Here is a 20,348-nt window from a genome sequence, read left to right as displayed (position 1 = left end):
GACACCTAGGGTTTTTCCCTATCGTAAAAATGTCGAATGTCGATTATATTATCGAGATTATGACGAGACACACGTTGCTGAGCCTTGATTCGGTCCATGCTGAAGTGTGGCGAAATCTTCTGTAATGACCAAGTGAAAAATACAATGAATGCGAGAACTTCAAAATGAGTATCAAAAGCTTGGGTTACATGGGATTCGCGGTCAAGGATGTGCCCGCCTGGCGTTCTTTCCTGGCCCAGAAATTGGGCTTGATGGAAGCAGGCGTCACCGATGACGGCGCCTTGTTTCGCATCGATTCGCGCGCCTGGCGGATTGCCGTCCAGCAGGGCGAGGCAGACGATTTGGCCTACGCTGGCTACGAGGTGGCCGATGCAGCGGGTCTGACGCAGATGACAGAAAAACTGCGGCAGGCCGGAATCGAAGTGGTCACGGGCGATGTCGAACTGGCCAAGCGGCGCGGCGTGATGGGCTTGATTTCGTTTGCCGATCCGTTTGGTCTGCCACTGGAAATTTATTATGGCGCCAGCGAGGTGTTCGAAAAACCGTTCATGCCCGGCGCGGCGGTGTCGGGTTTTCTGACCGGCGAGCAGGGGCTGGGTCATTTTGTGCGCTGCGTGCCGGATTCGGACAAGGCGCTGGCGTTTTATACCCAGGTGCTCGGCTTCCAGTTGTCGGACGTCATCGACATGAAAATGGGACCGGACGTGACGATTCCGGCGTATTTTCTGCACTGTAACGAACGCCACCACACCCTCGCGATCGCAGCTTTTCCGCTGCCCAAGCGCATTCACCACTTCATGCTCGAAGTCTCGTCGCTCAATGACGTCGGTTTTGCGTTTGACCGGGTTGACGCTGACGGCTTGATCACCTCCACGCTGGGGTGCCACACCAATGACCATATGGTGTCGTTCTATGCAGCGACCCCGTCCGGAGTCGAGGTCGAGTACGGCTGGGGCGCCCGCACCGTTGACCGCTCCTGGGTGGTGGCACGGCACGATAGCCCGAGCATGTGGGGCCATAAGTCGGTGCGCAACAAAGCATAAACAACAAGCTGACCCACACAGGAGTTTTTGAATGAAGCTTTACTACAGCCCTGGCGCCTGCTCCCTGTCCCCGCACATCGCCTTGCGCGAGGCGGGCCTGAACTTCGAGCTGGTACAAGTCGATCTGACATGATTGAAGGTCGCACCGAAGAGCAAAAACGCGCGGTGATCGAAAAGGTCACGCAGGCGCTGGTTGACGCTGTCGGCGCGCCCAAGGAAAACGTCAGAGTCTGGATCCAGGACGTGCCCAAGGAGAACTGGGGCATTGCCGGGGTGAGCGCCAAGGATCTCGGACGCTAGCTGGCGCGCGGCCCGGGAAGGAAATACTTTCAGCGCCAGTTTTTACACTATTTTTATGGAGAATCAAAATGGCAAGTACACAAACGATCACCATCACACGCAAGGCTCCTGACGTTGATGTCGGTGCCTTGATAGAGCGAGACCGTATTCACGGCAGCTTGTACGCGAACGAGTCGATATTCGAGCTCGAAATGAAGAAAATATTCTACGACGGCTGGGTCTTCGTTGGTCACGACTCCGAAGTGCCAACGGCCGGCGAATACGTGCGCCGCACGCTGGGCCGAGAAGAGGTCTTGATGGTGCGCCAGCGCGATAGCTCCATCGCCGTCATCGCCAACCGTTGCGCGCATCGCGGCAACATGATGTGCATCGCCAACCATGGCAAGGAAAAATACTTCACCTGCACCTACCACGGATGGGTCTATGATTTGGCCGGAAACCTGAAGGACGTTCCCTATCCCGGCGGGTTTGACAAGGACAAGTCGGAGCTGAAGCTGCAGCCCTTGCGCACTGAAGTCTATCGTGGCTTCGTGTTCGCCACCTTCAATGCTTCGGCGCCACCCTTGATGGAACAACTGGGGCGAGGAAAAATCCTGATCGACCGCGCCTGCGACATGTCGCCCACCGGTCGCCTTCAGCTCACGGCGGGCTGGACCAAGCAGCGTTTCGGTGCCAACTGGAAGATGCTGCCCGAGAACGACACGGACGGCTACCACGTCAACGACGTGCATGCTTCCTTTGCCCAAGTGATCGATTCGCACTATGACAGCGCCGCGATTGCTGCAGAAGACAGCCTGCGCTCCCAAGCCAAGGATTGGGGTAACGGGCATACAGAATTGTATCTCTCCCCGACCTACACCGAGTATCTCAAGTGGTTCAACACCACGCCGAATCGTTTTCCGGAGTACATCGCGCAGATGAAGGCCGCCTACGGCGAGGAAAAGGGCGACAACATTCTGCGAGATGGCCCGCCCCACGCCACGATCTTCCCTAACCTGTTCCTCGGCGAGATGAACATCATCATTTTTCTGCCAATCAACGCCCATGAGTGCGTGCAATGGCACACCCCGATGCTGCTTGAAGGCGCTCCTGACGAAGTCAACCAGCGCATTATCCGCAACTCCGAAGCGGCGATGGGCCCCTCGGCCTTCCTGCTTGCCGACGACAGCGTGATTTCGGAGCGCCAGCAAATCGCCTTGCGCGACCGTGCCGACTGGCTGGACGTGTCGCGCGGTCTGAACCGAGAGCATGTCGATGAGATGGGCGTGGTGGTGGGGCACGTGACCGACGAGTGTACCAACCGCGGCTTTTGGCAGCACTACAAAAAGGTGATGACAGCCCCTTCGCCGTCCCCTGTTTGAGCGTATTGATCACCACCTCATCCGCCCCCCTTCGGGGGCGGCGGATTCACTGAAATTTCGTGTTTAAAAAAGCGTCCTGCGAGCAGGACGCGCAAGGAGATACATCATGACAAGCATCACAGCCGCTGTCGGCACCAAGCAAAAGACTGACGTGATCGGGCTGGAAGAGCACCGCGAAGTCTGCGACTTTTTGTACCGAGAGGCGCGCCTGGCTGACGAATCGCGTTACGCCGAATGGGAGGCGTTGGTTGAGGACGACATGACCTATTGGGTTCCGCGCGGCGAGGGTGATTACGACATGAACAAACATGTGTCGATTACCGCGGACAACCGTTCCCGCTTGCGCGTCCGCATCGCGCAGTTGATGACAGGCAAGCGCCATGCCCAACTGCCGGTGTCGTCGATGCGGCGGATCGTCAGCAACATTGAGGTAGAGCATCATGCGCAGGGCGGCTACCGCGTACTGTCGAACTTTGTGCTTTACGAATTGCGGCGCTCATCGACAGGTCAGATAGAAGTTTGGCCGGGGCGGGTGGAGCACCATCTGCGCCGCCGAGCGGATGGCTCGCTGGGCATGTTCTTCAAGAAAGTGGTGCTGATCCATGGGGACGAGGCTGTTCCCAGTCTGGCATTCATCATCTGACGCGCACCATGGTCACGCGAGTGAAGAAAAAGACCAGGGCCAGAGCCGCGATTGCCGGGCTGGGTTTCAGTGCGATGTCACGCCAGCCCGTCGGCACGATCCGCGAGTTGGCGGCCACTGCGGTGGCCGCCGCTGCCGCTGATGCGGGTCTGCGCCTGCAAGACATCGATGGCTTGTTGCTCAACAAAAGCCCGGCAGCAGAGCCTGAAGAGTTGCCCTTGCGTCTGCAAAACGACCTTGGGCTGCGCGACCTGGGGCTGCTGGCTGCGATGGATTCCGAGGGCTCGACAGCGGTGCAGATGGTGCAGTATGCAGCGATGGCGGTGCGTGAAGGACTGGTCAAGTCGGTGGCCTGTGTGTTTGCCGACACCCCGCTCAAAGGATCGGGGGCAGGTGGGGGTGATGCCTTTGCTCTGGCGATGCCGCTGACCGGTGTCGAGGGTTGGGAGGCCCAGCAAGGCTTCCTGGGGGCCACCGCCGCCTATGCGTTGGCCGCGCGCCGTCACATGGCGCTCTATGGCAGCACGGCCGAGCAGCTCGGCGCCTATGCGCTTGCTTGCCGGCAATGGGCGGCGCTGAACCCGCAGGCCTTCCTGCGCAAGCCGATGACGATGGACGACTACCTCGCATCGCCTTTCGTCGTGGAGCCGTTTCGCGTGTTCGACTGCTGCTTCCCGGTCAACGGCGCTGTCGCGCTCATCGTCACCTCCGCCGACCGTGCTGTTGATGGGCCTCAGCCGCCCGTTTTCATCCACGGCATGGGCCAGGGGCACCGCGGCCGCAGTGGCCTGAGCGGCGACGATCCAGAGGTCTTCACGGGTGCCATCCAGGCCGGCCAGACCGCTTACCGTAGTGCCGGGGTGAATGCCAGTGATGTGACTCAGTGCCAGTTTTACGACGCTTTTTCTTACGCCGGCATCCTGGGTCTGGAGGCATATGGGTTGTGTCCCCGGGGTGAGGGCGGGGCCTTCGTCGCGCAGGGCCACACCGCGCCCGGCGGCAAGTTGCCGGTCAATACCGGTGGTGGGCACCTGTCGGGCTTTTACCTGCAGGGCATGACGCCGCTGTCGGAGGCGGTGATCCAGGCACGCGGTGCCGGCGGCGCGCGGCAGGTCGTGCGCAACGACTTGATTCTGGTGACCGGCAATGGTGGCTGCCTTGACTACCACACCTGCGTACTGGTCAGCCCACACCGCACCCTCGCCTGACTGGAGCCATTGATGGATAGCACCTTTTTTCACCGCTACGACGAGGCATTTCTCGCATTCATCGCTGCTGGCGAATTGCGCATTCCCGTGCATACCGAAACCGGCCGGGCGCTGGGTCTGCATCAGCGTGCCTGGTGTGTCGCTGGAGATCACGGCGTGCAATGGAGGCCCGCGTCTGGCCGCGGGGCTGTTCTCTCTTTTACCGTGACGCGTCGGCCCTACACGCCCGAATTTCCCGTGCCTCTGGTGCATGGATTGATCGAGCTGGCCGAGGGGCCGCGACTGATATGCCGGCTTGACGGCGTCACGCCCGAGGCGGTCGCCGTCGGTCAGGCGGTCCAGGCGCATTTCGACCGACAAGGTCTGGTGTTCCGACCGGCCCTTGACGACGGCAATAAGGCCGACAAGTGAAACTTAAAACCAAGGAGACAAGTTATGTTGGCAAGAGACCTGGTTAAGCGCTGTGCGCGTAACTACCCGACCAAGACCGCCTACCTGTGCGGCGAACGCTCGCGTAGCTGGCGCGAGATGGATCAACGCTCCGACCGGTTCGGCGTGGCCTTGCAACAACTCGGCCACCGTCCGGGCGAGGCGGTGGCCATCCTGACGCAAGAAAGCATCGAGGTGTATGAGCACTTCTTTGCCTGCATGAAGATCGCGGCGCCGCGGGTCGGGCTCAATACAGGGTACGTCTGGCCCGAGATGCTGCACGTGCTGAAGGACAGCGAGGTCAAGTTCCTGCTGTTGGATACGCGCTGCCGGCATCTGCTCGCCGAGCGGCTGGGCGAGCTCAAGGCACTGGGCATCACGCTGATTGGCTATGGTGCAGGCCATGGTCTGGAGCGCGACTACGAAAGCTTGCTGGCGACAGCCGAGGGTGAGCCGCACTGGCCAGCGTTGGCGCCCGACGACATCCTTTTTGTCAGCTACACCTCCGGCACGACCGGTGTACCCAAGGGCGTAATGCTCACGCAGGAGGGCGGTGTCAACTGCATCCTCCACTCGCTGATTTCTTTTGGTTTTGGACCTGACGATGTCTGGTACATGCCGGCGGCATCGGCCTGGGTGGTCGTGATACTGAACGCATTCGGGCTCGGCAACGGGATGACGACCGTGATTCCGGACGGCGGATACCAATTACAGGCTTACCTGCGCGACATCGAGCGTTTTCGCGTTACGGTCGGGATGCTCGTCCCGACCATGCTGCAGCGCGCGATTGTTGAAATCCAAACCAATCCAGTTTACGACCTGTCCTCTCTGCGCATGGTGGTGTACGGCTCGTCGCCCGCCACGCCCAAATTGATCCGTGATGCGAGGGCGACCTTCAAGGGGATCAAGCTGCTGCAGGCCTACGCGATGACAGAAGCCACCGGCGGCTGGATCAGCTACCTGACCGATGCCGACCACGAGCATGCGTTGCGCGAGGAGATCGAGCTGCTCAAGTCGGTCGGCCGCATCGGCATTCACTACGACTGTTCGATTCGCGACGAGTCGGGCCAGCCAGTGCCGATCGGTCAATCCGGCGAGATCTGGCTGCGTGGCAATACCATGATGAAGGGTTACCGCAACCTGCCCGAGGCTACGGCGGAAGCGATGCCGGACGGCTGGCTGCGCACCAACGACATCGGGCGGCTCGACGAGCGCGGCTATCTGTATCTGCTGGATCGGCAGAAGTTCCTGATCATTACCGGCGCGGTCAATGTGTTTCCAACCACGGTCGAGGCGATTCTGGTCGAGCACCCGGCGGTGGAGGAGGTGGCCGTGGTCGGCGTGCCGCACCCGGAATGGGGCGAGGCGGTAGTCGCTGTGGTCGTCCGAAAACCTTCGCACCGCGATGTGACGGTGCAGGCGCTTATCGATTTTTGTCACGGCAAGCTCAGTCGCCCCGAAACGCCCAAGCATGTGGTGTTTGTCGATGAACTGCCCAAGACATCCAACGCCAAGCTGAAGAAAGGCGAGTTGAAGAAATGGCTGTCTGGCGGTGCAGTGCCCCTTCCCTGGCAACTCGAAGTTGCTTGACCTTGTAGTGCCCCGTCAAGCACCTCTAAAAATTCCCCCTGCTTAAAACTTGTAACCCTAGGAGACAAAAATGTTGAAACTACGCAACCCCATGAAATGTTTGATGGCTACCGCCGTCGTGTGTGTGTCCGTCTTGTTGCCGGCGGCAGCTCAAACCAAGCCGCCGTTGAAAATCGGTGCCTATCTGTCCGTCACTGGCCCTGCTTCTTATCTGGGCGCGGTGCCATGAAAACCGTCGAGATGTACGTCGAAGCCATCAACGCCGCTGGCGGCATCGATGGCCGCAAAGTCGAGTTCCAGGGCTACGACGACGAATCGGATGCATCGCGCGCCAATACGCTGGTCAAGCGTCTGATCGAGAACGACAAGGTTCACGTCATCATTGGCGGCTCTACGACAGGCGCGACGATGTCAGCCGTCCCGCTGGTGGAACGGGCCGGTATCGCCATGCTGTCGCTGGCCGGTGGCAGTGTGATCACCGACCCTGTCAAGAAGTTCGTTTTCAGACTGGCCCACAACGATGCGATGGTAGTCAGTCGTCTGTACGACCACATGCTGGGTCGCGGTATCAAGAGCATCGGCATCATTGCCGGTAGCGATGCGTTCGGTCGATCCTGTCTCTCATTCGCGCAGAAATTGGCACCGGGAAAAGGCGTCAAGATTCTGCGCGATGAGTCCTACAACGCCAAGGACACGGACATGACCGTACAGCTGACCAAACTGCGACAGGAACCGGGTTTGCAGGCGATCTTCAATTGCGGCTTCGGCGAGCCGGCGGCGATTGCCACCAAGAACTACAAGCAACTCGGCATCACCGTGCCGCACTACGGAACCCATGCGCTGGCGTCGGACGCTTTCGTCAAATTGGCGGCCGGCGCGGCGGAGGACATGATCATGGCCAACGGCCCCATCCTTGTGTGGGATCAATTGCCGGCCAGCGACCCCCAGCAACCGGTGGTGCAGTCCTATGTGAAGGCCTACCGCGCCAAATTCAACGAAGCCCCTTCCTTCATTGCGGGTATTGCACATGACTCGTTCTTCGCCATCCGGGAGGCGGTGCGGCGCAGTGGCAGTATCGAGCCCGCCAAAATTCGCGATGCCATCGAAAAAGGCAACGCCTTTGTGGGTGTGACAGGGCATTTCCGGATGATGAACGAGACCGACCACATTGGCTTGACCCCCGACTCCTTGCGGATCGTACAGGTCAAGAATGGTCGATGGAAACTCGTTGAATAAGTGTAATGGCTCTGTTGCAAAGATTGGCGGCAGTCAGAGGTAGGCTGTCGCTCTGCGCCGATCAGGCGGCTGCTGCGAAATGGTGGTTGAGCATGCCCATGGCCTCCGTCAGCGCCGAGGGCCCAATGCCAAAAGCTCTCTCCACAAGGCGCACCTCGCCCCTGATGCCGGGCTGCAGGCACCAGGGGCGAGCCTGTCCTTTGCGCAGGGCTCGCATGACTTCGAATCCCTTGATCGTGGCATAGGCCGTGGGGATCGATTTGAAACCGCGCACCGGCTTGATCAGTATCTTGAGCTTTCCGTGATCGGCCTCGATCACGTTATTGAGATACTTCACCTGCCGGTGGGCCGTCTCCCGGTCCAGCTTTCCTTCGCGCTTCAATTCGGTGATCGCTGCACCATAGCTCGGCGCTTTGTCGGTATTGAGCGTGGCAGGCTTTTCCCAGTGCTTCAGGCCTCGCAGGGCCTTGCCCAGGAACCGCTTCGCTGCCTTGGCGCTGCGGGTCGGCGACAGGTAGAAATCGATCGTGTCGCCCCGCTTGTCGACTGCCCGGTACAGGTAGGTCCACTTGCCCCGCACCTTGACGTAGGTTTCATCCAGGCGCCAGCTCGGATCAAAGCCACGCCGCCAGAACCAGCGCAGCCGCTTCTCCATCTCCGGGGCGTAGCACTGGACCCAGCGATAGATCGTCGTATGGTCGACCGAAATGCCGCGTTCCGCCAGCATTTCCTCAAGGTCGCGATAGCTGATCGGATAGCGACAATACCAGCGCACCGCCCACAGGATCACATCACCCTGGAAATGGCGCCACTTGAAATCCGTCATCGTTCCGTCCGTCCAATCTCCGCCAAGCATGCTCAAGCTTCACGATTTTTGCAACAGAGCCGTCTGGATCACGAAAGGGACGACGAATGCCGAGCAAGAAGCACAAGCCGGAAGAGATTATCGGCAAGCTGCGTGAAGTTGAGATCGTGTTGGCGCAGAGCGGAACGACGGCCGAGCCGTGCCGGCGCATCACCCTGACCCGGCTCATCCGCTGCGTGGAGGCAGCGTGATCGGACCGGGAACCGGCGTACAGGTATATTCGGGCTTATAGGCCGCGAGACAATGCTGAAAATATGCCGGTTGCCGACGGTGCCGCTCGAGCCTTGCGAGAAGCGGGGGTCACTGCACGAAAGTGACATTTACGTACGATAGGCGTTGGCAAGCTTGTCGTCATTGACGAGGTCCAGCGGGCACCGGATCTGTTTTCGACATTGCGCGGCGTTATCGACGAGCGCCGCCGTGCAGGGGAGGGGGCGGGTCATTTCCTGCTGCTCGGCTCGGCAAACCGAATTCTGCTCAATCAGAGTTCGGAGTCGCTCGCCGGACGCGTCGCCTATATGGACATGGGTCCGATCGACGCAGACGAAGCGCGGTCAGCCGGACTGGACGATCTCAACCAGTTGTGGGTGCGCGGCGGCTTTCCCGAGAGCCTGACCGCGCCCAACGACACCGAAAGCTTCCGCCGCAGGCTCGACCTGATCCGCACCTATGTTGAACGCGATCTGCCTTTCATGGTTCCTCGCATGCCGAGTGCGACCATCAACCGGCTCTGGACGATGCTCGCCCACGGGCAGGGGGGTCTGTTCAATGCCTCTGGCCTTGCGGGGAGTCTCTCCATCTCGGCACCGACCGTTGCCAACTATATCGACATCCTGTGTGATCTCGGCCTCGTCCGCAGGCTCAATCCCTGGTTTGCCAATGTCGGCAAACGACTGGTGAAGGCACCGAGGCTCTATGTTCGCGACAGCGGGCTGTTGCATGCCCTGCTGCGCCTCGAAAAGCTCGACGACATTCTTTCCCATCCTGTCGCCGGCACCAGCTGGGAAGGAATGGTTATCGAGAACATCATCGGCGCGGTCGGCGATCGCTACGATGCCCATTTCTACCGGACGGCGAATGGTGCGGAGATAGACCTCATCCTCGTGTCCGGCGGCGTTCCCGAAGTGGCCATCGAAGTGAAGCGGTCGACGGCGCCCAGCGTTGAGCGCGGGTTTCACCTTGCCTGTGACGATCTCGAGATCGAGAAGCGCTGGCTGATTTACCCCGGAGAAATGGCCTACCCGAAGCCGCACGGCATCACGGCAATGCCTCTGGTGCAGGCGCTGGAGCAGCTGGTGGCCGGGACTTCAAAACCATCATGAGAATTGCGCCCGGGCTGGCAATCACGGTGCGTGTGAAGTCTCGTCCGCTGCAGCATAATCTGTCGGTTGGCAGCATTCCGCGTTCAAAGCAGATTGCAGCTTAAATTGTCGGTTCACACCAGCATCTTGCGGCTGTCGCAGAAGATCGCCGCGATCGGCAGGCCGCGGTCGACATTCTCGCGCGCGATGATCTTGTAGACGCACTCCTGGGTGAACAGCTCGGGCCATTCCTCCAGACGGTCCTCGTCGATCAGCTCGGCATGGCGCGCCACCAGTCCTCAACCTCCTGGTGAAGATCGCGCGCCCCAGCTTCCTCGAACCCCGTCCGTGCCCCCATCTCAGCTCCCATTTCAGGCGCCCGCTTCGGGCGATGCCAGCCGGATCGCGATCCAGCCGTCGTCGACCTCGACACTATAGGTCTTGAGCGGGATCTGGCACGGGAACACCGTCGCCGCCCCGCTCGCAATGTCGAACGCGCCGCCATGGAACGGGCATTCGATCGTGCCGCCGTCCTGATAGCCGTCGGTCAGCATCGCATTGCCGTGCGTGCAGATGTTGTCGGTCACATAATAAGTGCCCCCGACATCATAGACCGCAAACGGCGGCAGCCCGGCGACATGCGCCGCCACCGGCTCGCCCTCCTTCACCTCATCCACTCGGCACAGGCGAATCAGCTCGCTCATATCATCCTTCTCGCAATCGTCGCTGGGACGCCGGGATCATCAAGACCCCGGCGTCCATCGCCCAAGACTTCAAACGCTCGGTTAGAGCTCGATGTCCATCCCGTAGCCGGCGGCCTCGTTGCCGTGGCCGAAAATGTCGCGGCTGTAATATTCCTGCTGGTTGTCCGCCTTCTTGGCACCCCAGCCCAGCTCCCACAGCCAGCCCGACGGTTGGCGCAGTAGAAGGTCAAAGCCTCGTCGGTCGAATGCTTGCCCAGCTGCAGCGCAACGTCGATCTTGCGCTGGCGGATGATGTCGTGCGCCACCCCCAGATCGTCGAGATCGGTATATTCGAGCATCTTGATCCGCTTCTTCATCGGCCCAAGCGCCGAACGCCACCGAATGTTGGCGCCCGTTGACGTGCATGAAATAAGGCTGCGCCACCATGCCGCCGGGAAGCGGAAGCTTGTACTCGACCGAGCCGGTGAGGCCGAGCATCTCGTAGAAGCGCACCGCGGCAGGAATGTCGTCCTGGCGCAAGATTCAGTGGCCGATGCCTTCCTTGGCGGTCATGAACTTGCCGAACATCGGCCGCCCCGGGTGGAACGCACGCCAGTTGTCGACCAGCGGACCATAGAAGATCTCGGTCGGGTTGCCGCCCGGATCGACCGTCTTGGCCAGGCCCAGAACACGCCGCTCGGCGCATTCCTCCTACGACGCCACGCGAATGTCGAGGTTGTTGAGCCGCAGCTTCTCGACCAGCTCGTTGAACTCGGACGGACCCGCAACCGCCAGCCGATATAGGCCAGGTCGTCGCCGCCATCGATGTGCAGCGTGAGGCGGTGATGCCACTTGTCCATCCGCAGATAAATGCGGTCGCCCTCACCCTCGTCGACGATCTCCATGCCGACGATCGACGCCGCATAATCCTTCCACGCCTCAACGTCGATATGGACAGACCGATATAACCCAGCTCGGTCACTTGCGACATCGCGCTCATCCTCTCTCTTGTCTCTACTTCAAGCCCGGCACCCCAGCCCGGTCCCGCCCCCCGCGCCTTAGTCCAACTCGACCACCTCCGCAACCGCATCAGGACAACGGTTTGCACGGGATTCGCCTGATAACGCCCCGGCCCGAACCGCTTTTGGAGTGGTTGAACGACAGCGTAGATCAGCCAGATCGGGAAAAATGTCGAAACGCGGCTTCAGGCTCGGCGCTTGCGAAGCACGCAAGCGCTGATTATCGACGTGTTCGAGGGCCTGAACGGCGAGATTCGCCTTGTAAGGAGTTCCTCTATGTGCAACTAAAACAAGAGCGCACAGCCGGTCCTTTCCGGCGAATTCCGTGAGACGACCTCCTGGTGGCGCGCCCTTGTAGGTCAATTCCTGTCATCTCCATGTCGGACGCAGTAATGGAAAAACAAGCTACGATCCCCGAGATCGGCAAGACCGTCTCGGTGAACGGCGTTCGTACCAATTATCATGAGCAGGGCGAGGGGCCGCCGCTGCTCCTGATCCACGGCTCGGGTCCCGGTGTGACGGCGTGGGCGAACTGGCGCGCCAACCTGCCCGAGTTGGCCAAGGACTTCCACGTCTACGCACCCGACATGATCGGCTTCGGCTACACCGACGCCCCGGCAGGCGGCATCAAGGACCGGCAGATCTGGGTCGACCATCTCGCCGGCTTCCTCGATGCGATGGGCATCGAGAAGGCGTCGCTGGTCGGCAACAGCTTCGGCGGCGCGCTGGCTATCGCGTTCATGATCGCGCATCCCGACCGCGTTGACCGCGCGGTGTTGATGGGCGCGGCCGGCGTCGAGTTCCCGATCACCGAGGCCCTCGATTACGTCTGGGGCTACGAGCCTTCGATGGAGATGATGCGCAAGACGATCGCCTATCTCTCGACCGACCCGAGCCGCATCACCGAGTCGCTGATCGAGTCTCGCTACGAGGCCAGCAAGCGTCCCGGCGCGGCCGAACCCTATTCGGCCACGTTCGGCCCGAAACCGCGCCAGAACCACCTCAAGATGCTGTGCAGCAACGAGGAGGATGTCGCGGCGATCCCGCACGAGGTGCTGATCCTTCACGGCAAGCTCGACCAGGTGATTCCGCTCGAAGTTTCTGAAAGACTTGTGAAATTGATCAAGAATTCCGATCTGCATGCCTTCGGCAATTGCGGGCATTGGGTGCAGATCGAGCGGGCGGCGAGCTTCAATCGCCTCGTCACCGAATTTGTAAAACAGGGCCTCAACGGCTAGAACGAGCTAGCAAATTAGGAGAGTTGAACATGGCTGTCACAGGAGTCTTGAGGCCCGGATACGTCCAGATGCGGGTCCTCGATATGGAGCAGGCGATCCCTCACTATCGTGACCGCGTCGGCCTCGATCAGGTTGGCGAGACCGAAGGCGACCGCGCCTTCTTCCGCGGCTTCGACGAATTCGATCGGCACAGCATCATCCTGCGCGAGGCGGACACACCCGGTCTCGACGTGATCGGCTTCAAGGTCGCGAGCGACCGCGATCTCGACGTGTTCAAGAAGCGGATCGATGCGATGGGGGTTCGCACCGAGGAGATCCCGGCTGGTGCCGATCCGGGCGTGGGCCGCAAGATCCGTTTCACGACGCCGACCAAGCATGTCTTCGATCTCTATGCGGACATGGAGATTTCGGACACGGCGCCGATGACCAAGAATCCGGATGTGTGGCATCGCGAGCCGCGCGGTATGCGCGTGCAGCGTTTCGACCATTGCGCGCTCAACGGCACCGACATCGTCGGGTCGACCAAGATCTTCGTCGAGGCGCTCGACTTCGAAGTCTCGGAGACGGTGGTCGACGAGAGCAACGGCACCGAGCTAGCGGTCTTCATGAGCTGCAGCAACAAGGCGGTCGAAGACTTGCCTAAAGGCGTCACCGGCAAGATCGACAAGTTTGCCCTACGGCAGGAATTCCGGAACAATTTGGATCGGCTGCCGTGGACGGTATGAACTCCATGGCGCAGGCGCCGCTGCATGGCACTACGGTCGTCGACCTGACTCGGTTGCTGCCCGGCCCCATGTGCACGCAATACCTGGTCGATCTTGGTGCGATTGTAATCAAAGTCGAGCATCCTGTTGGCGGCGATTACGCGCGCCGCCCGCTCGACGCCGCACCTGATGAGCAGCTCGGGCAATCGGCATTCTTCCGGGCTGTCAATCGCGGGAAGCACAGCGTCACGCTCGATCTGACAAGGGAAGTGGAACGCGAAAGATTGATCGATCTGGTGCGCGAAGCGGATGTTGTGCTGGAGAGCTTTAGGCCGGGCGTAGCAGCGAAGCTTGGAATCGACTACGCGACTCTTTCGGCTATCAAGCCCGCGCTCGTCTATGTCTCGATTACCGGTTATGGTCAGTCTGGTCCCCTCAGCGATCTCGCGGGCCACGATCTGAATTACCTTGCATACGCGGGGCTTCTGGATCAGTTGCGTGATGATACCGGAGGGCCGGTTTTGCCGCGTTTCCAGATCGCGGACGTCATGGGTGGATCTCTTCACGCCGTGATCGCGGTGCTGACCGGCATCGTCGAGCGGCAACGGACGGGCCGGGGACGGTTCTACGGCGTGTCCATGACCGAATGCTGCAAGCCGCTGAACATCGGGCCGCTAACGATGTCGGCCGGCGGGCCTTCGCTTCTCGACGGGAGCTTTGCCTGCTACCAGATATATCAGACATCTGACTATCGCCATCTGACCGTCGGGGCCGGTGAACCCAAGTTCTGGGCGAGGCTGTGTGCGGCGCTGCAGAGGCCCGACTTGCAGCCCTTCCAGTTCGACGAGACTCGCCAAGCCTGGCTGAAGTCCGAGCTTGCAGGAATCTTTGGGTCGCACCCACTTGATCACTGGTGCAACCTGCTGGTGAAGGCCGACTGTTGTTTCGCTCCCGTGCTTAGCGTAGCCGAAGCCATGGCGAACGGAAAGGCGGAAGCGGGCTGTGCCGGGATAGCGTCGTCAGACGTGATATTCGAACTCCCGATACAGATCAGCGGATACACGCCCGACTCCACGGCATCTTCACCCGCTCTGGGTGAGCATAATCATCGCTATTTCGGTGAACCGGATGAAGCGCGGGCACGCGAAGAGACCGGGGTCGGCCGGGCCGCAACGGGAGAGACGACATGAACGCCGTAACTTTTCCGACCGTCGACCTGTGTTTCGATGGAGCGCGAGCAACGATCGCGTTCAATCGCCCCGAAAAGCGCAACGCGATGTCTCCGCAAGTTCATGCCGACATGCACTCCGCGCTGGACGAGGTGGAGCGCCGGGGCGATGTACGGCTTATCGTTATTGTCGGGAGAGGTGACAACTTCTGCGCAGGCATGGATCTTGAGGAGTTCCTGCTTGGGAATTTCGGGGACTCCGACATGTTCATGCGAACGATGGATCTGGCGCTGTCGTGGATGAAGCGTCTTCGCCACTTTAACGGCATCACGATCTCGGCGGTTCAGGGCTGGTGCGTGGGCGGAGGCATTTTGGTCGCGGGGCTCTGCGATTTGTCGGTCGCTGCCTCGAACGCGCGTTTCAGCCTTTCGGAAATCAACTTCGCCGTCATCCCCGGTGCAGGTCTGACCTGGATGGTCGCCCGGCACTTGCCACGCAAAGTGGCGCTCTATTACCTCCTGACGGGGCAGGTGTTCGACGGTCACAAGGCGGCGGAGATCGGATTGGTCAATCATGTGGTTCCGGTTGCAGATCTGAGCGGCGAGATTGACAGGCTGAGCACCGAGTTGGCAGCAAAAGACAGGCACGCGGCTGTCGCGATCAAGCGTGTATTCGAGCGGTCCGTCGAAATGGATTTCGACGAAGCAGTTGAATGGGAATCAGCAAAATTCTTTGAACTTTCGTATACATCGCGTCAGAAATGGCTTGACGTCGCACTTCAGGGGTTCTCTAATCGAAAATTCAAACCGGCGCTAGAAAACTATACGACAATAGGAAATAGGAATATTGAATGAATATCGCGAATTGGTGAATCGAACATATAAAGATATAATATCGGGAGAATGCGCGTGCATCAATCGAGCGGGGAATTTGCGTTCTTTTACGAAGGCCTCGCGCGGCAGGAACTGCTGATGCAACGCTGCTCGCAGTGCTCGTTGATCCGCAATCCCCCTTCGACAATGTGTGGACAATGCGGCAGCTTCGAATGGGCGCCCGTCCGGATGAGCGGGCGCGGCACCGTGTTCAGCTTCGCCGTCCACCATCACCCGCCCCTCGAAGGGTTTGTCCTGCCGCATCCGGTCGGCGTGGTTCAGCTTGAAGAAGGCGTTCGGGTTGTGGCCGGCCTCGACGGCATGGAAATAAACTCGATCGCGATCGACAATCCCGTGCAGGTTGAGTTCATAGAACGAAACGGGCGGGCGTCGTTTCGTTTTGGTCCGGCATAGATCGGGCGGATGAAGGGGACGGCATCATGCTTTCAGACAAGACTGCCATCGCAGGCATTGGCGCTACCGAGTTCTCGAAGAATTCGGGCCGAAGCGAGCTCCGCCTGGCGTCCGAAGCGGTTTGCTCCGCGCTCGCGGATGCGGGCATCGAGGCGTCTCAGGTTGACGGCCTGTGCACGATGGGGGCCGACAACACTTCCGAAGTGGAAATCGCGCGCGCGATCGGCGCGGGCGAACTGACCTTCTTTTCGCGGATACCCTTTGGGGGCGGCGGTGCCTGCGCTGTGGTGCAGCAGGCTGCGCTGGCGGTCGCCAGCGGACTCGCTTCGACAGTGGTCTGCTATCGGGCCATGAATGAACGATCGCAGTATCGTTTCGGCGGGCCGCTGCCGAGCGCACCGACAGCCGAAGGCGAAGTGACCCACTATCACACGCTGCATGGCCTCGCGACGGCCGCTTCGTTTGTTGCGGTGATGATCCGCCGCTACATGCACCAGTATGGCGCCACCAGACAAGACTTCGCCAATGTCGCAATAGCAGCCCGCAAGCACGCGGCGGTCAATCCGGCAGCCTTCTTCTACGGCAAGGAACTGACGCTTGACGATTACCTCGGTAGCCGGACGATCTCCGATCCGCTTCACCTGTACGATTGCTGCATGGAAAGCGACGGTGCGGTCGCACTAGTCGTGACGTCGGCGGAGCGTGCGCGCGACCTCAAGACCAAGCCGGTAATGGTTCGGGCCGCTGCGCAGGGGGCCGCCCGCGGCAATATTCCGCTCATGGGCTTCTACGGTAACGATATCATTCCGTTTGAGGATACCCGCATCGTATCCGAACAGCTTTATGCCATGGGCGGTCTTTCGGCAAAGGACATGGACGCCGCCATCATCTACGACCACTTCGGACCGACCATACTTCCCGCGCTTGAAGCCAGCGGCTTTTGCAATCGTGGCGAAGCAAAGGATTTTATAAGGGACGGCAACATTGAAATCGGCGGCGGCCTCCCGGTCAATACCCACGGCGGGCAGGTTGGTGAGGCCTATATCCACGGCATGAACGGCATCGCCGAAGCGGTCCGTCAGGTGCGTGGCAGCGCGATCAATCAGGTTGTCGGACTCGAGAACATCCTGGTTACGTCGGGTGGCGGGGTTCCGACCAGTGGCCTGATACTGGGAAACTGAGTCCGATACGGAGAAATTAACGCCTTTAACAAGCAAAAGACCAAAGGGGGAAGGAATGCGAAATCATAACATAGCTGCTTTCTTTGCGCTAATAACCACGTTCATTTTCGCGACCGATCCAGCCATGACGCAGGATACCGGAGCGCCCGGGGAGCAATCATCCTCAATTGGGTCGTCGAACCCATCCCCGGCGGAGACGGATTCCGCGGGGCTGGAGGAGATCGTCGTCACCGCCCAGCGCCGGTCCGAAAGCCTGCAAAGCGTACCGCTGGCGGTCACTTCGCTGTCGAGCGAGAGACTTGCGCAGAGCGGCATCACCAATTCCGACCAGATCGCGTTGGTGACCCCGGGTCTGACGGTGTCGACAGGCGGTGGTTTCCCCCAGCCATTCCTGCGCGGCGTCGGCAGCGACCGGACGGCCAATTCCGAGCCGAGCGTCGCAACCTATATCGACGGCGTCTATATCGCCTATTCGGCGGGCACGACGCAGCAACTGTTCGATGTCGAACGGGTGGAGGTGCTTCGCGGGCCGCAGGGCACGCTCTATGGCCGTAATGCCACCGGCGGCGCCATCAACATCGTTACCAAACGGCCGTCCGATGAGCTGTCCGCCACGTTGTCCGGTTGGCTCTGTTGCAAAAATCGTGAAGCTTGAGCATGCTTGGCGGAGATTGGACGGACGGAACGATGACGGATTTCAAGTGGCGCCATTTCCAGGGTGATGTGATCCTGTGGGCGGTGCGCTGGTATTGTCGCTATCCGATCAGCTATCGCGACCTTGAGGAAATGCTGGCGGAACGCGGCATTTCGGTCGACCATACGACGATCTATCGCTGGGTCCAGTGCTACGCCCCGGAGATGGAGAAGCGGCTGCGCTGGTTCTGGCGGCGTGGCTTTGATCCGAGCTGGCGCCTGGATGAAACCTACGTCAAGGTGCGGGGCAAGTGGACCTACCTGTACCGGGCAGTCGACAAGCGGGGCGACACGATCGATTTCTACCTGTCGCCGACCCGCAGCGCCAAGGCAGCGAAGCGGTTCCTGGGCAAGGCCCTGCGAGGCCTGAAGCACTGGGAAAAGCCTGCCACGCTCAATACCGACAAAGCGCCGAGCTATGGTGCAGCGATCACCGAATTGAAGCGCGAAGGAAAGCTGGACCGGGAGACGGCCCACCGGCAGGTGAAGTATCTCAATAACGTGATCGAGGCCGATCACGGAAAGCTCAAGATACTGATCAAGCCGGTGCGCGGTTTCAAATCGATCCCCACGGCCTATGCCACGATCAAGGGATTCGAAGTCATGCGAGCCCTGCGCAAAGGACAGGCTCGCCCCTGGTGCCTGCAGCCCGGCATCAGGGGCGAGGTGCGCCTTGTGGAGAGAGCTTTTGGCATTGGGCCCTCGGCGCTGACGGAGGCCATGGGCATGCTCAACCACCATTTCGCAGCAGCCGCCTGATCGGCGCAGAGCGACAGCCTACCTCTGACTGCCGCCAATCTTTGCAACAGAGCCTTATCAACACCCTATACTATATAGAATCGCCGCGCTATCATCGCCAAATGGCCGCGAAACCCGCCTCTGCCGTGATTGTAGCGCCCTCAGCGGCGCCGGTGGATCTCGTGGCCGACGTGCGCGCGCTCGTTGGGGCGGCCGCGCCCGTCGACGAGGAACTTATCGCCGCCGCCGTGCGAGGTTGGTCGCACAATACGCGCCGCGCCTTCCGATCGGACCTTACCATCTGGGGGGAGTGGTGCCGACGCCAGCGGATCAATCCGGCTTCGGCCGAGGCGAGCGATGTCGCGCGCTGGGTGCGAGCACTCGCGGGCGTCGATCCCTCCGAAGAGACAATCCGCGCGATGGCGACCATCGAACGCTACATCGTCAATGTCGGGTGGGCCTATCGCATGGCGGGCTTTCCCGATCCAACAGCCGCGCCGCTGGTCAAGCTGGACATGAAAGCGGCGCGCAAGACGCTGGGCGTTCAGCAGAGCCAGGCGCGCGCGCTGCGCTTCAAGGGCGACATCGCGGATCTCGACAGCCCCCCTTCGGGGGTCTGCCTGGCGCATCTCCTGAAGGCGTGTCGCCGCGACGAGCTGGGCTTGCGGGATGGGGCCTTGTTGCGCGTGGCCTATGACGCTGGCGCACGGCGGTCCGAGCTGGTGGCGATCGACGTCAAGCACATCGAGGGGCCGGATAGCGATGGCGCGGGCACGCTGTTCATTCCGACGAGCAAGACCGACCGGGAAGGGGAGGGGGCTTATGCCTATCTCTCGCCCGCGACGATGGACGCGATCGCGAAGTGGCGCGAGAAAGCCGGCATACGAAAGGGACCGCTGTTTCGGCGCGTCGAGACGCATTTTGACGGGTCGATAGCAGCGATCGGCACCGAAAAACTCCATCCCAACAGCATCACGCTCATCTATAGGCGTGCCGTTCGGGCGGCCTGGGCGAAGAAGCTGCTCGGAGCGATGTCGGAGGCCGAGCTTGAGCGCTGGGTTGCGGCGGTGTCGAGTCATTCGATCCGGGTCGGCGTGGCACAGGACAGTTTTGCGGCCGCTGAAAGCCTGCCGGCGATCATGCAGGCCTATCGCTGGCGCGACCCCAAGACCGTCCTGCGTTACGGCGCCAAGCTAGTAACCAAGAGCGGAGCGAGCGCACGGCTCGCCAAGAGATTCGCCGACACATGACGCGCCGACGGTCCAAGACCTATTTCAGCGTCATCAGGTAATCGACGACTTCCTTGCGTTTGGCCGGGTCGGGAATACCGGCGAAAGGCATCTTGGTTCCGGGCACGGTCCGTTGGGGTGAGGTCAGCCATCTATCGAGGCTCGCCGCATCCCATGTCAGCCCGGAATTCTTGAGCGCAGCGCTGTAATTGAACGTCGGCAGGCTCGCGGCCTTGCGCCCAGCGACGCCGGCAAGGCTGGGGCCGACGCCGTTCCGGCCCGGATCGACGGAGTGGCACGCCGCGCATTGCAGGAAGCTCGCGGGCCGTTGCGGCGAGGGCGACGCGCTTCCCGCTGCTGGAGCGCTGATAGTCAGAACCATAGCCGCGCTGAGGGCTGTGCCGCTCCCTATGGTGAGAGCGACCTTCGATA

General features: G+C 60.7%; 23 protein-coding genes and 4 pseudogenes. 21 read left to right on the top strand and 6 right to left on the bottom strand.

Features of this window, described 5'->3' with window-relative positions; all coding sequences use genetic code 11:
• Positions 1-164: 164 nt before the first annotated feature.
• The 10 genes and pseudogenes from bphC (at position 165) to HRJ34_RS27685 (ending at position 7,810) form a co-directional block, all read left to right on the top strand.
• Positions 165-1,043: a biphenyl-2,3-diol 1,2-dioxygenase gene (bphC, locus tag HRJ34_RS27730; protein ID WP_208634572.1), complete on the top strand. Its 879-nt coding sequence runs from the start codon at positions 165-167 to the stop codon at positions 1,041-1,043.
• A 31-nt stretch (positions 1,044-1,074) separates the two neighbouring features.
• Positions 1,075-1,170, top strand: a pseudogene (locus tag HRJ34_RS27725) (glutathione transferase GstA); the annotation flags it as partial.
• A gap of 2 nt (positions 1,171-1,172) precedes the next feature.
• A complete protein-coding gene (locus HRJ34_RS27720) occupies positions 1,173-1,343 on the top strand; it encodes a 2-hydroxymuconate tautomerase (RefSeq protein WP_208634571.1) in 171 nt (56 codons plus the stop codon).
• A gap of 68 nt (positions 1,344-1,411) precedes the next feature.
• Positions 1,412-2,704, top strand: a complete 1,293-nt coding sequence (locus HRJ34_RS27715; protein WP_208634570.1) for an aromatic ring-hydroxylating oxygenase subunit alpha — start codon at positions 1,412-1,414, stop codon at positions 2,702-2,704.
• Between the two features lie 106 nt (positions 2,705-2,810).
• Positions 2,811-3,347 (top strand): aromatic-ring-hydroxylating dioxygenase subunit beta, encoded by a 537-nt coding sequence (locus HRJ34_RS27710; RefSeq protein ID WP_208634569.1) that lies wholly within the window; start codon positions 2,811-2,813, stop codon positions 3,345-3,347.
• Positions 3,348-3,367: 20 nt separating this feature from the next.
• Positions 3,368-4,555, top strand: coding sequence for a thiolase C-terminal domain-containing protein (locus HRJ34_RS27705; RefSeq protein ID WP_226949243.1), 1,188 nt, complete (start codon positions 3,368-3,370; stop codon positions 4,553-4,555).
• Positions 4,556-4,567: 12 nt separating this feature from the next.
• On the top strand, positions 4,568-4,966 hold the full coding sequence (locus HRJ34_RS27700) for a Zn-ribbon domain-containing OB-fold protein (protein ID WP_208634567.1): 399 nt from the start codon (positions 4,568-4,570) through the stop codon (positions 4,964-4,966).
• A 24-nt stretch (positions 4,967-4,990) separates the two neighbouring features.
• Positions 4,991-6,574: a class I adenylate-forming enzyme family protein gene (locus tag HRJ34_RS27695; protein WP_208634566.1), complete on the top strand. Its 1,584-nt coding sequence runs from the start codon at positions 4,991-4,993 to the stop codon at positions 6,572-6,574.
• 70 nt (positions 6,575-6,644) lie between these two features.
• Complete coding sequence (locus tag HRJ34_RS27690) at positions 6,645-6,803, top strand: hypothetical protein (RefSeq protein WP_208634565.1); 159 nt, start codon at positions 6,645-6,647, stop codon at positions 6,801-6,803.
• Positions 6,800-7,810, top strand: a complete 1,011-nt coding sequence (locus HRJ34_RS27685; protein WP_208634564.1) for an ABC transporter substrate-binding protein — start codon at positions 6,800-6,802, stop codon at positions 7,808-7,810. The genes HRJ34_RS27690 and HRJ34_RS27685 overlap by 4 nt, the downstream gene beginning before the upstream one ends.
• 61 nt (positions 7,811-7,871) lie before the next feature.
• Here the strand turns inward: HRJ34_RS27685 and HRJ34_RS27680 are convergent, their stop codons facing one another.
• Positions 7,872-8,636, bottom strand: coding sequence for an IS6-like element IS6100 family transposase (locus HRJ34_RS27680; protein WP_001389365.1), 765 nt, complete (start codon positions 8,634-8,636; stop codon positions 7,872-7,874).
• Positions 8,637-8,722: 86 nt separating this feature from the next.
• Here HRJ34_RS27680 and HRJ34_RS27675 point away from each other — a divergent pair.
• Together HRJ34_RS27675 and HRJ34_RS27670 are read left to right on the top strand one after the other, a co-directional pair.
• Positions 8,723-8,836 (top strand): annotated as a pseudogene (locus HRJ34_RS27675) (IS3 family transposase); the annotation flags it as partial.
• 231 nt (positions 8,837-9,067) lie between these two features.
• Positions 9,068-9,997 (top strand): ATP-binding protein, encoded by a 930-nt coding sequence (locus HRJ34_RS27670; RefSeq protein ID WP_244858183.1) that lies wholly within the window; start codon positions 9,068-9,070, stop codon positions 9,995-9,997.
• Between the two features lie 119 nt (positions 9,998-10,116).
• On the opposite strand, the pseudogene HRJ34_RS27665 reads toward HRJ34_RS27670, so the two are convergent.
• The 4 genes and pseudogenes from HRJ34_RS27665 to HRJ34_RS27650 form a co-directional block, all read right to left on the bottom strand.
• Positions 10,117-10,272 (bottom strand): annotated as a pseudogene (locus HRJ34_RS27665) (anthranilate 1,2-dioxygenase); the annotation flags it as partial.
• Between the two features lie 75 nt (positions 10,273-10,347).
• Positions 10,348-10,680 carry a non-heme iron oxygenase ferredoxin subunit gene (locus HRJ34_RS27660; RefSeq protein ID WP_185210326.1) on the bottom strand — a complete coding sequence of 111 codons (333 nt, stop codon included), beginning with the start codon at positions 10,678-10,680 and terminating at the stop codon, positions 10,348-10,350.
• Between the two features lie 81 nt (positions 10,681-10,761).
• A pseudogene (locus tag HRJ34_RS27655) lies at positions 10,762-11,650 on the bottom strand (VOC family protein).
• Positions 11,651-11,717: 67 nt separating this feature from the next.
• Positions 11,718-12,041, bottom strand: a complete 324-nt coding sequence (locus HRJ34_RS27650; RefSeq protein ID WP_208634563.1) for a hypothetical protein — start codon at positions 12,039-12,041, stop codon at positions 11,718-11,720.
• 29 nt (positions 12,042-12,070) lie between these two features.
• Here HRJ34_RS27650 and HRJ34_RS27645 point away from each other — a divergent pair, with 29 nt between their 5' ends.
• The 9 genes from HRJ34_RS27645 to HRJ34_RS27605 all read left to right on the top strand — a co-directional run bounded on the left by HRJ34_RS27645 (position 12,071) and on the right by HRJ34_RS27605 (position 19,937).
• Positions 12,071-12,916 carry an alpha/beta fold hydrolase gene (locus tag HRJ34_RS27645; RefSeq protein ID WP_226870502.1) on the top strand — a complete coding sequence of 282 codons (846 nt, stop codon included), beginning with the start codon at positions 12,071-12,073 and terminating at the stop codon, positions 12,914-12,916.
• Between the two features lie 83 nt (positions 12,917-12,999).
• Positions 13,000-13,641 (top strand): VOC family protein, encoded by a 642-nt coding sequence (locus HRJ34_RS27640; protein WP_208634561.1) that lies wholly within the window; start codon positions 13,000-13,002, stop codon positions 13,639-13,641.
• On the top strand, positions 13,638-14,810 hold the full coding sequence (locus tag HRJ34_RS27635) for a CaiB/BaiF CoA transferase family protein (protein WP_226949247.1): 1,173 nt from the start codon (positions 13,638-13,640) through the stop codon (positions 14,808-14,810). The genes HRJ34_RS27640 and HRJ34_RS27635 overlap by 4 nt, the downstream gene beginning before the upstream one ends.
• On the top strand, positions 14,807-15,643 hold the full coding sequence (locus tag HRJ34_RS27630) for an enoyl-CoA hydratase-related protein (protein ID WP_208634559.1): 837 nt from the start codon (positions 14,807-14,809) through the stop codon (positions 15,641-15,643). Before HRJ34_RS27635 ends, HRJ34_RS27630 begins: the two co-directional genes overlap by 4 nt.
• A 48-nt stretch (positions 15,644-15,691) precedes the next feature.
• A complete protein-coding gene (locus HRJ34_RS27625) occupies positions 15,692-16,075 on the top strand; it encodes a Zn-ribbon domain-containing OB-fold protein (protein ID WP_208634558.1) in 384 nt (127 codons plus the stop codon).
• 26 nt (positions 16,076-16,101) lie between these two features.
• Entirely contained in the window at positions 16,102-17,256 is a 1,155-nt protein-coding gene (locus HRJ34_RS27620) for a lipid-transfer protein (RefSeq protein ID WP_208634557.1), read from the top strand.
• Positions 17,257-17,380: 124 nt separating this feature from the next.
• On the top strand, positions 17,381-17,911 hold the full coding sequence (locus HRJ34_RS27615; protein ID WP_208634556.1) for a TonB-dependent receptor: 531 nt from the start codon (positions 17,381-17,383) through the stop codon (positions 17,909-17,911).
• A 32-nt stretch (positions 17,912-17,943) separates the two neighbouring features.
• Complete coding sequence (locus HRJ34_RS27610) at positions 17,944-18,708, top strand: IS6-like element IS6100 family transposase (protein ID WP_001389365.1); 765 nt, start codon at positions 17,944-17,946, stop codon at positions 18,706-18,708.
• A gap of 101 nt (positions 18,709-18,809) precedes the next feature.
• Positions 18,810-19,937 carry a tyrosine-type recombinase/integrase gene (locus HRJ34_RS27605; RefSeq protein ID WP_208634555.1) on the top strand — a complete coding sequence of 376 codons (1,128 nt, stop codon included), beginning with the start codon at positions 18,810-18,812 and terminating at the stop codon, positions 19,935-19,937.
• A 19-nt stretch (positions 19,938-19,956) separates the two neighbouring features.
• Here HRJ34_RS27605 and HRJ34_RS27600 read toward each other — a convergent pair whose 3' ends face one another.
• The gene (locus HRJ34_RS27600; RefSeq protein ID WP_226949242.1) at positions 19,957-20,298 is read right to left on the bottom strand and encodes a c-type cytochrome; all 342 of its coding nucleotides are present in this window, start codon (positions 20,296-20,298) and stop codon (positions 19,957-19,959) included.
• Positions 20,299-20,348: the final 50 nt, after the last annotated feature.

The organism is Rhizorhabdus wittichii (assembly GCF_017607425.1).
GTDB lineage: Bacteria > Pseudomonadota > Alphaproteobacteria > Sphingomonadales > Sphingomonadaceae > Rhizorhabdus > Rhizorhabdus wittichii.
Note: the sequence above shows the minus strand (reverse complement) of the source record. Positions and strands in the feature narration are given on the sequence as shown.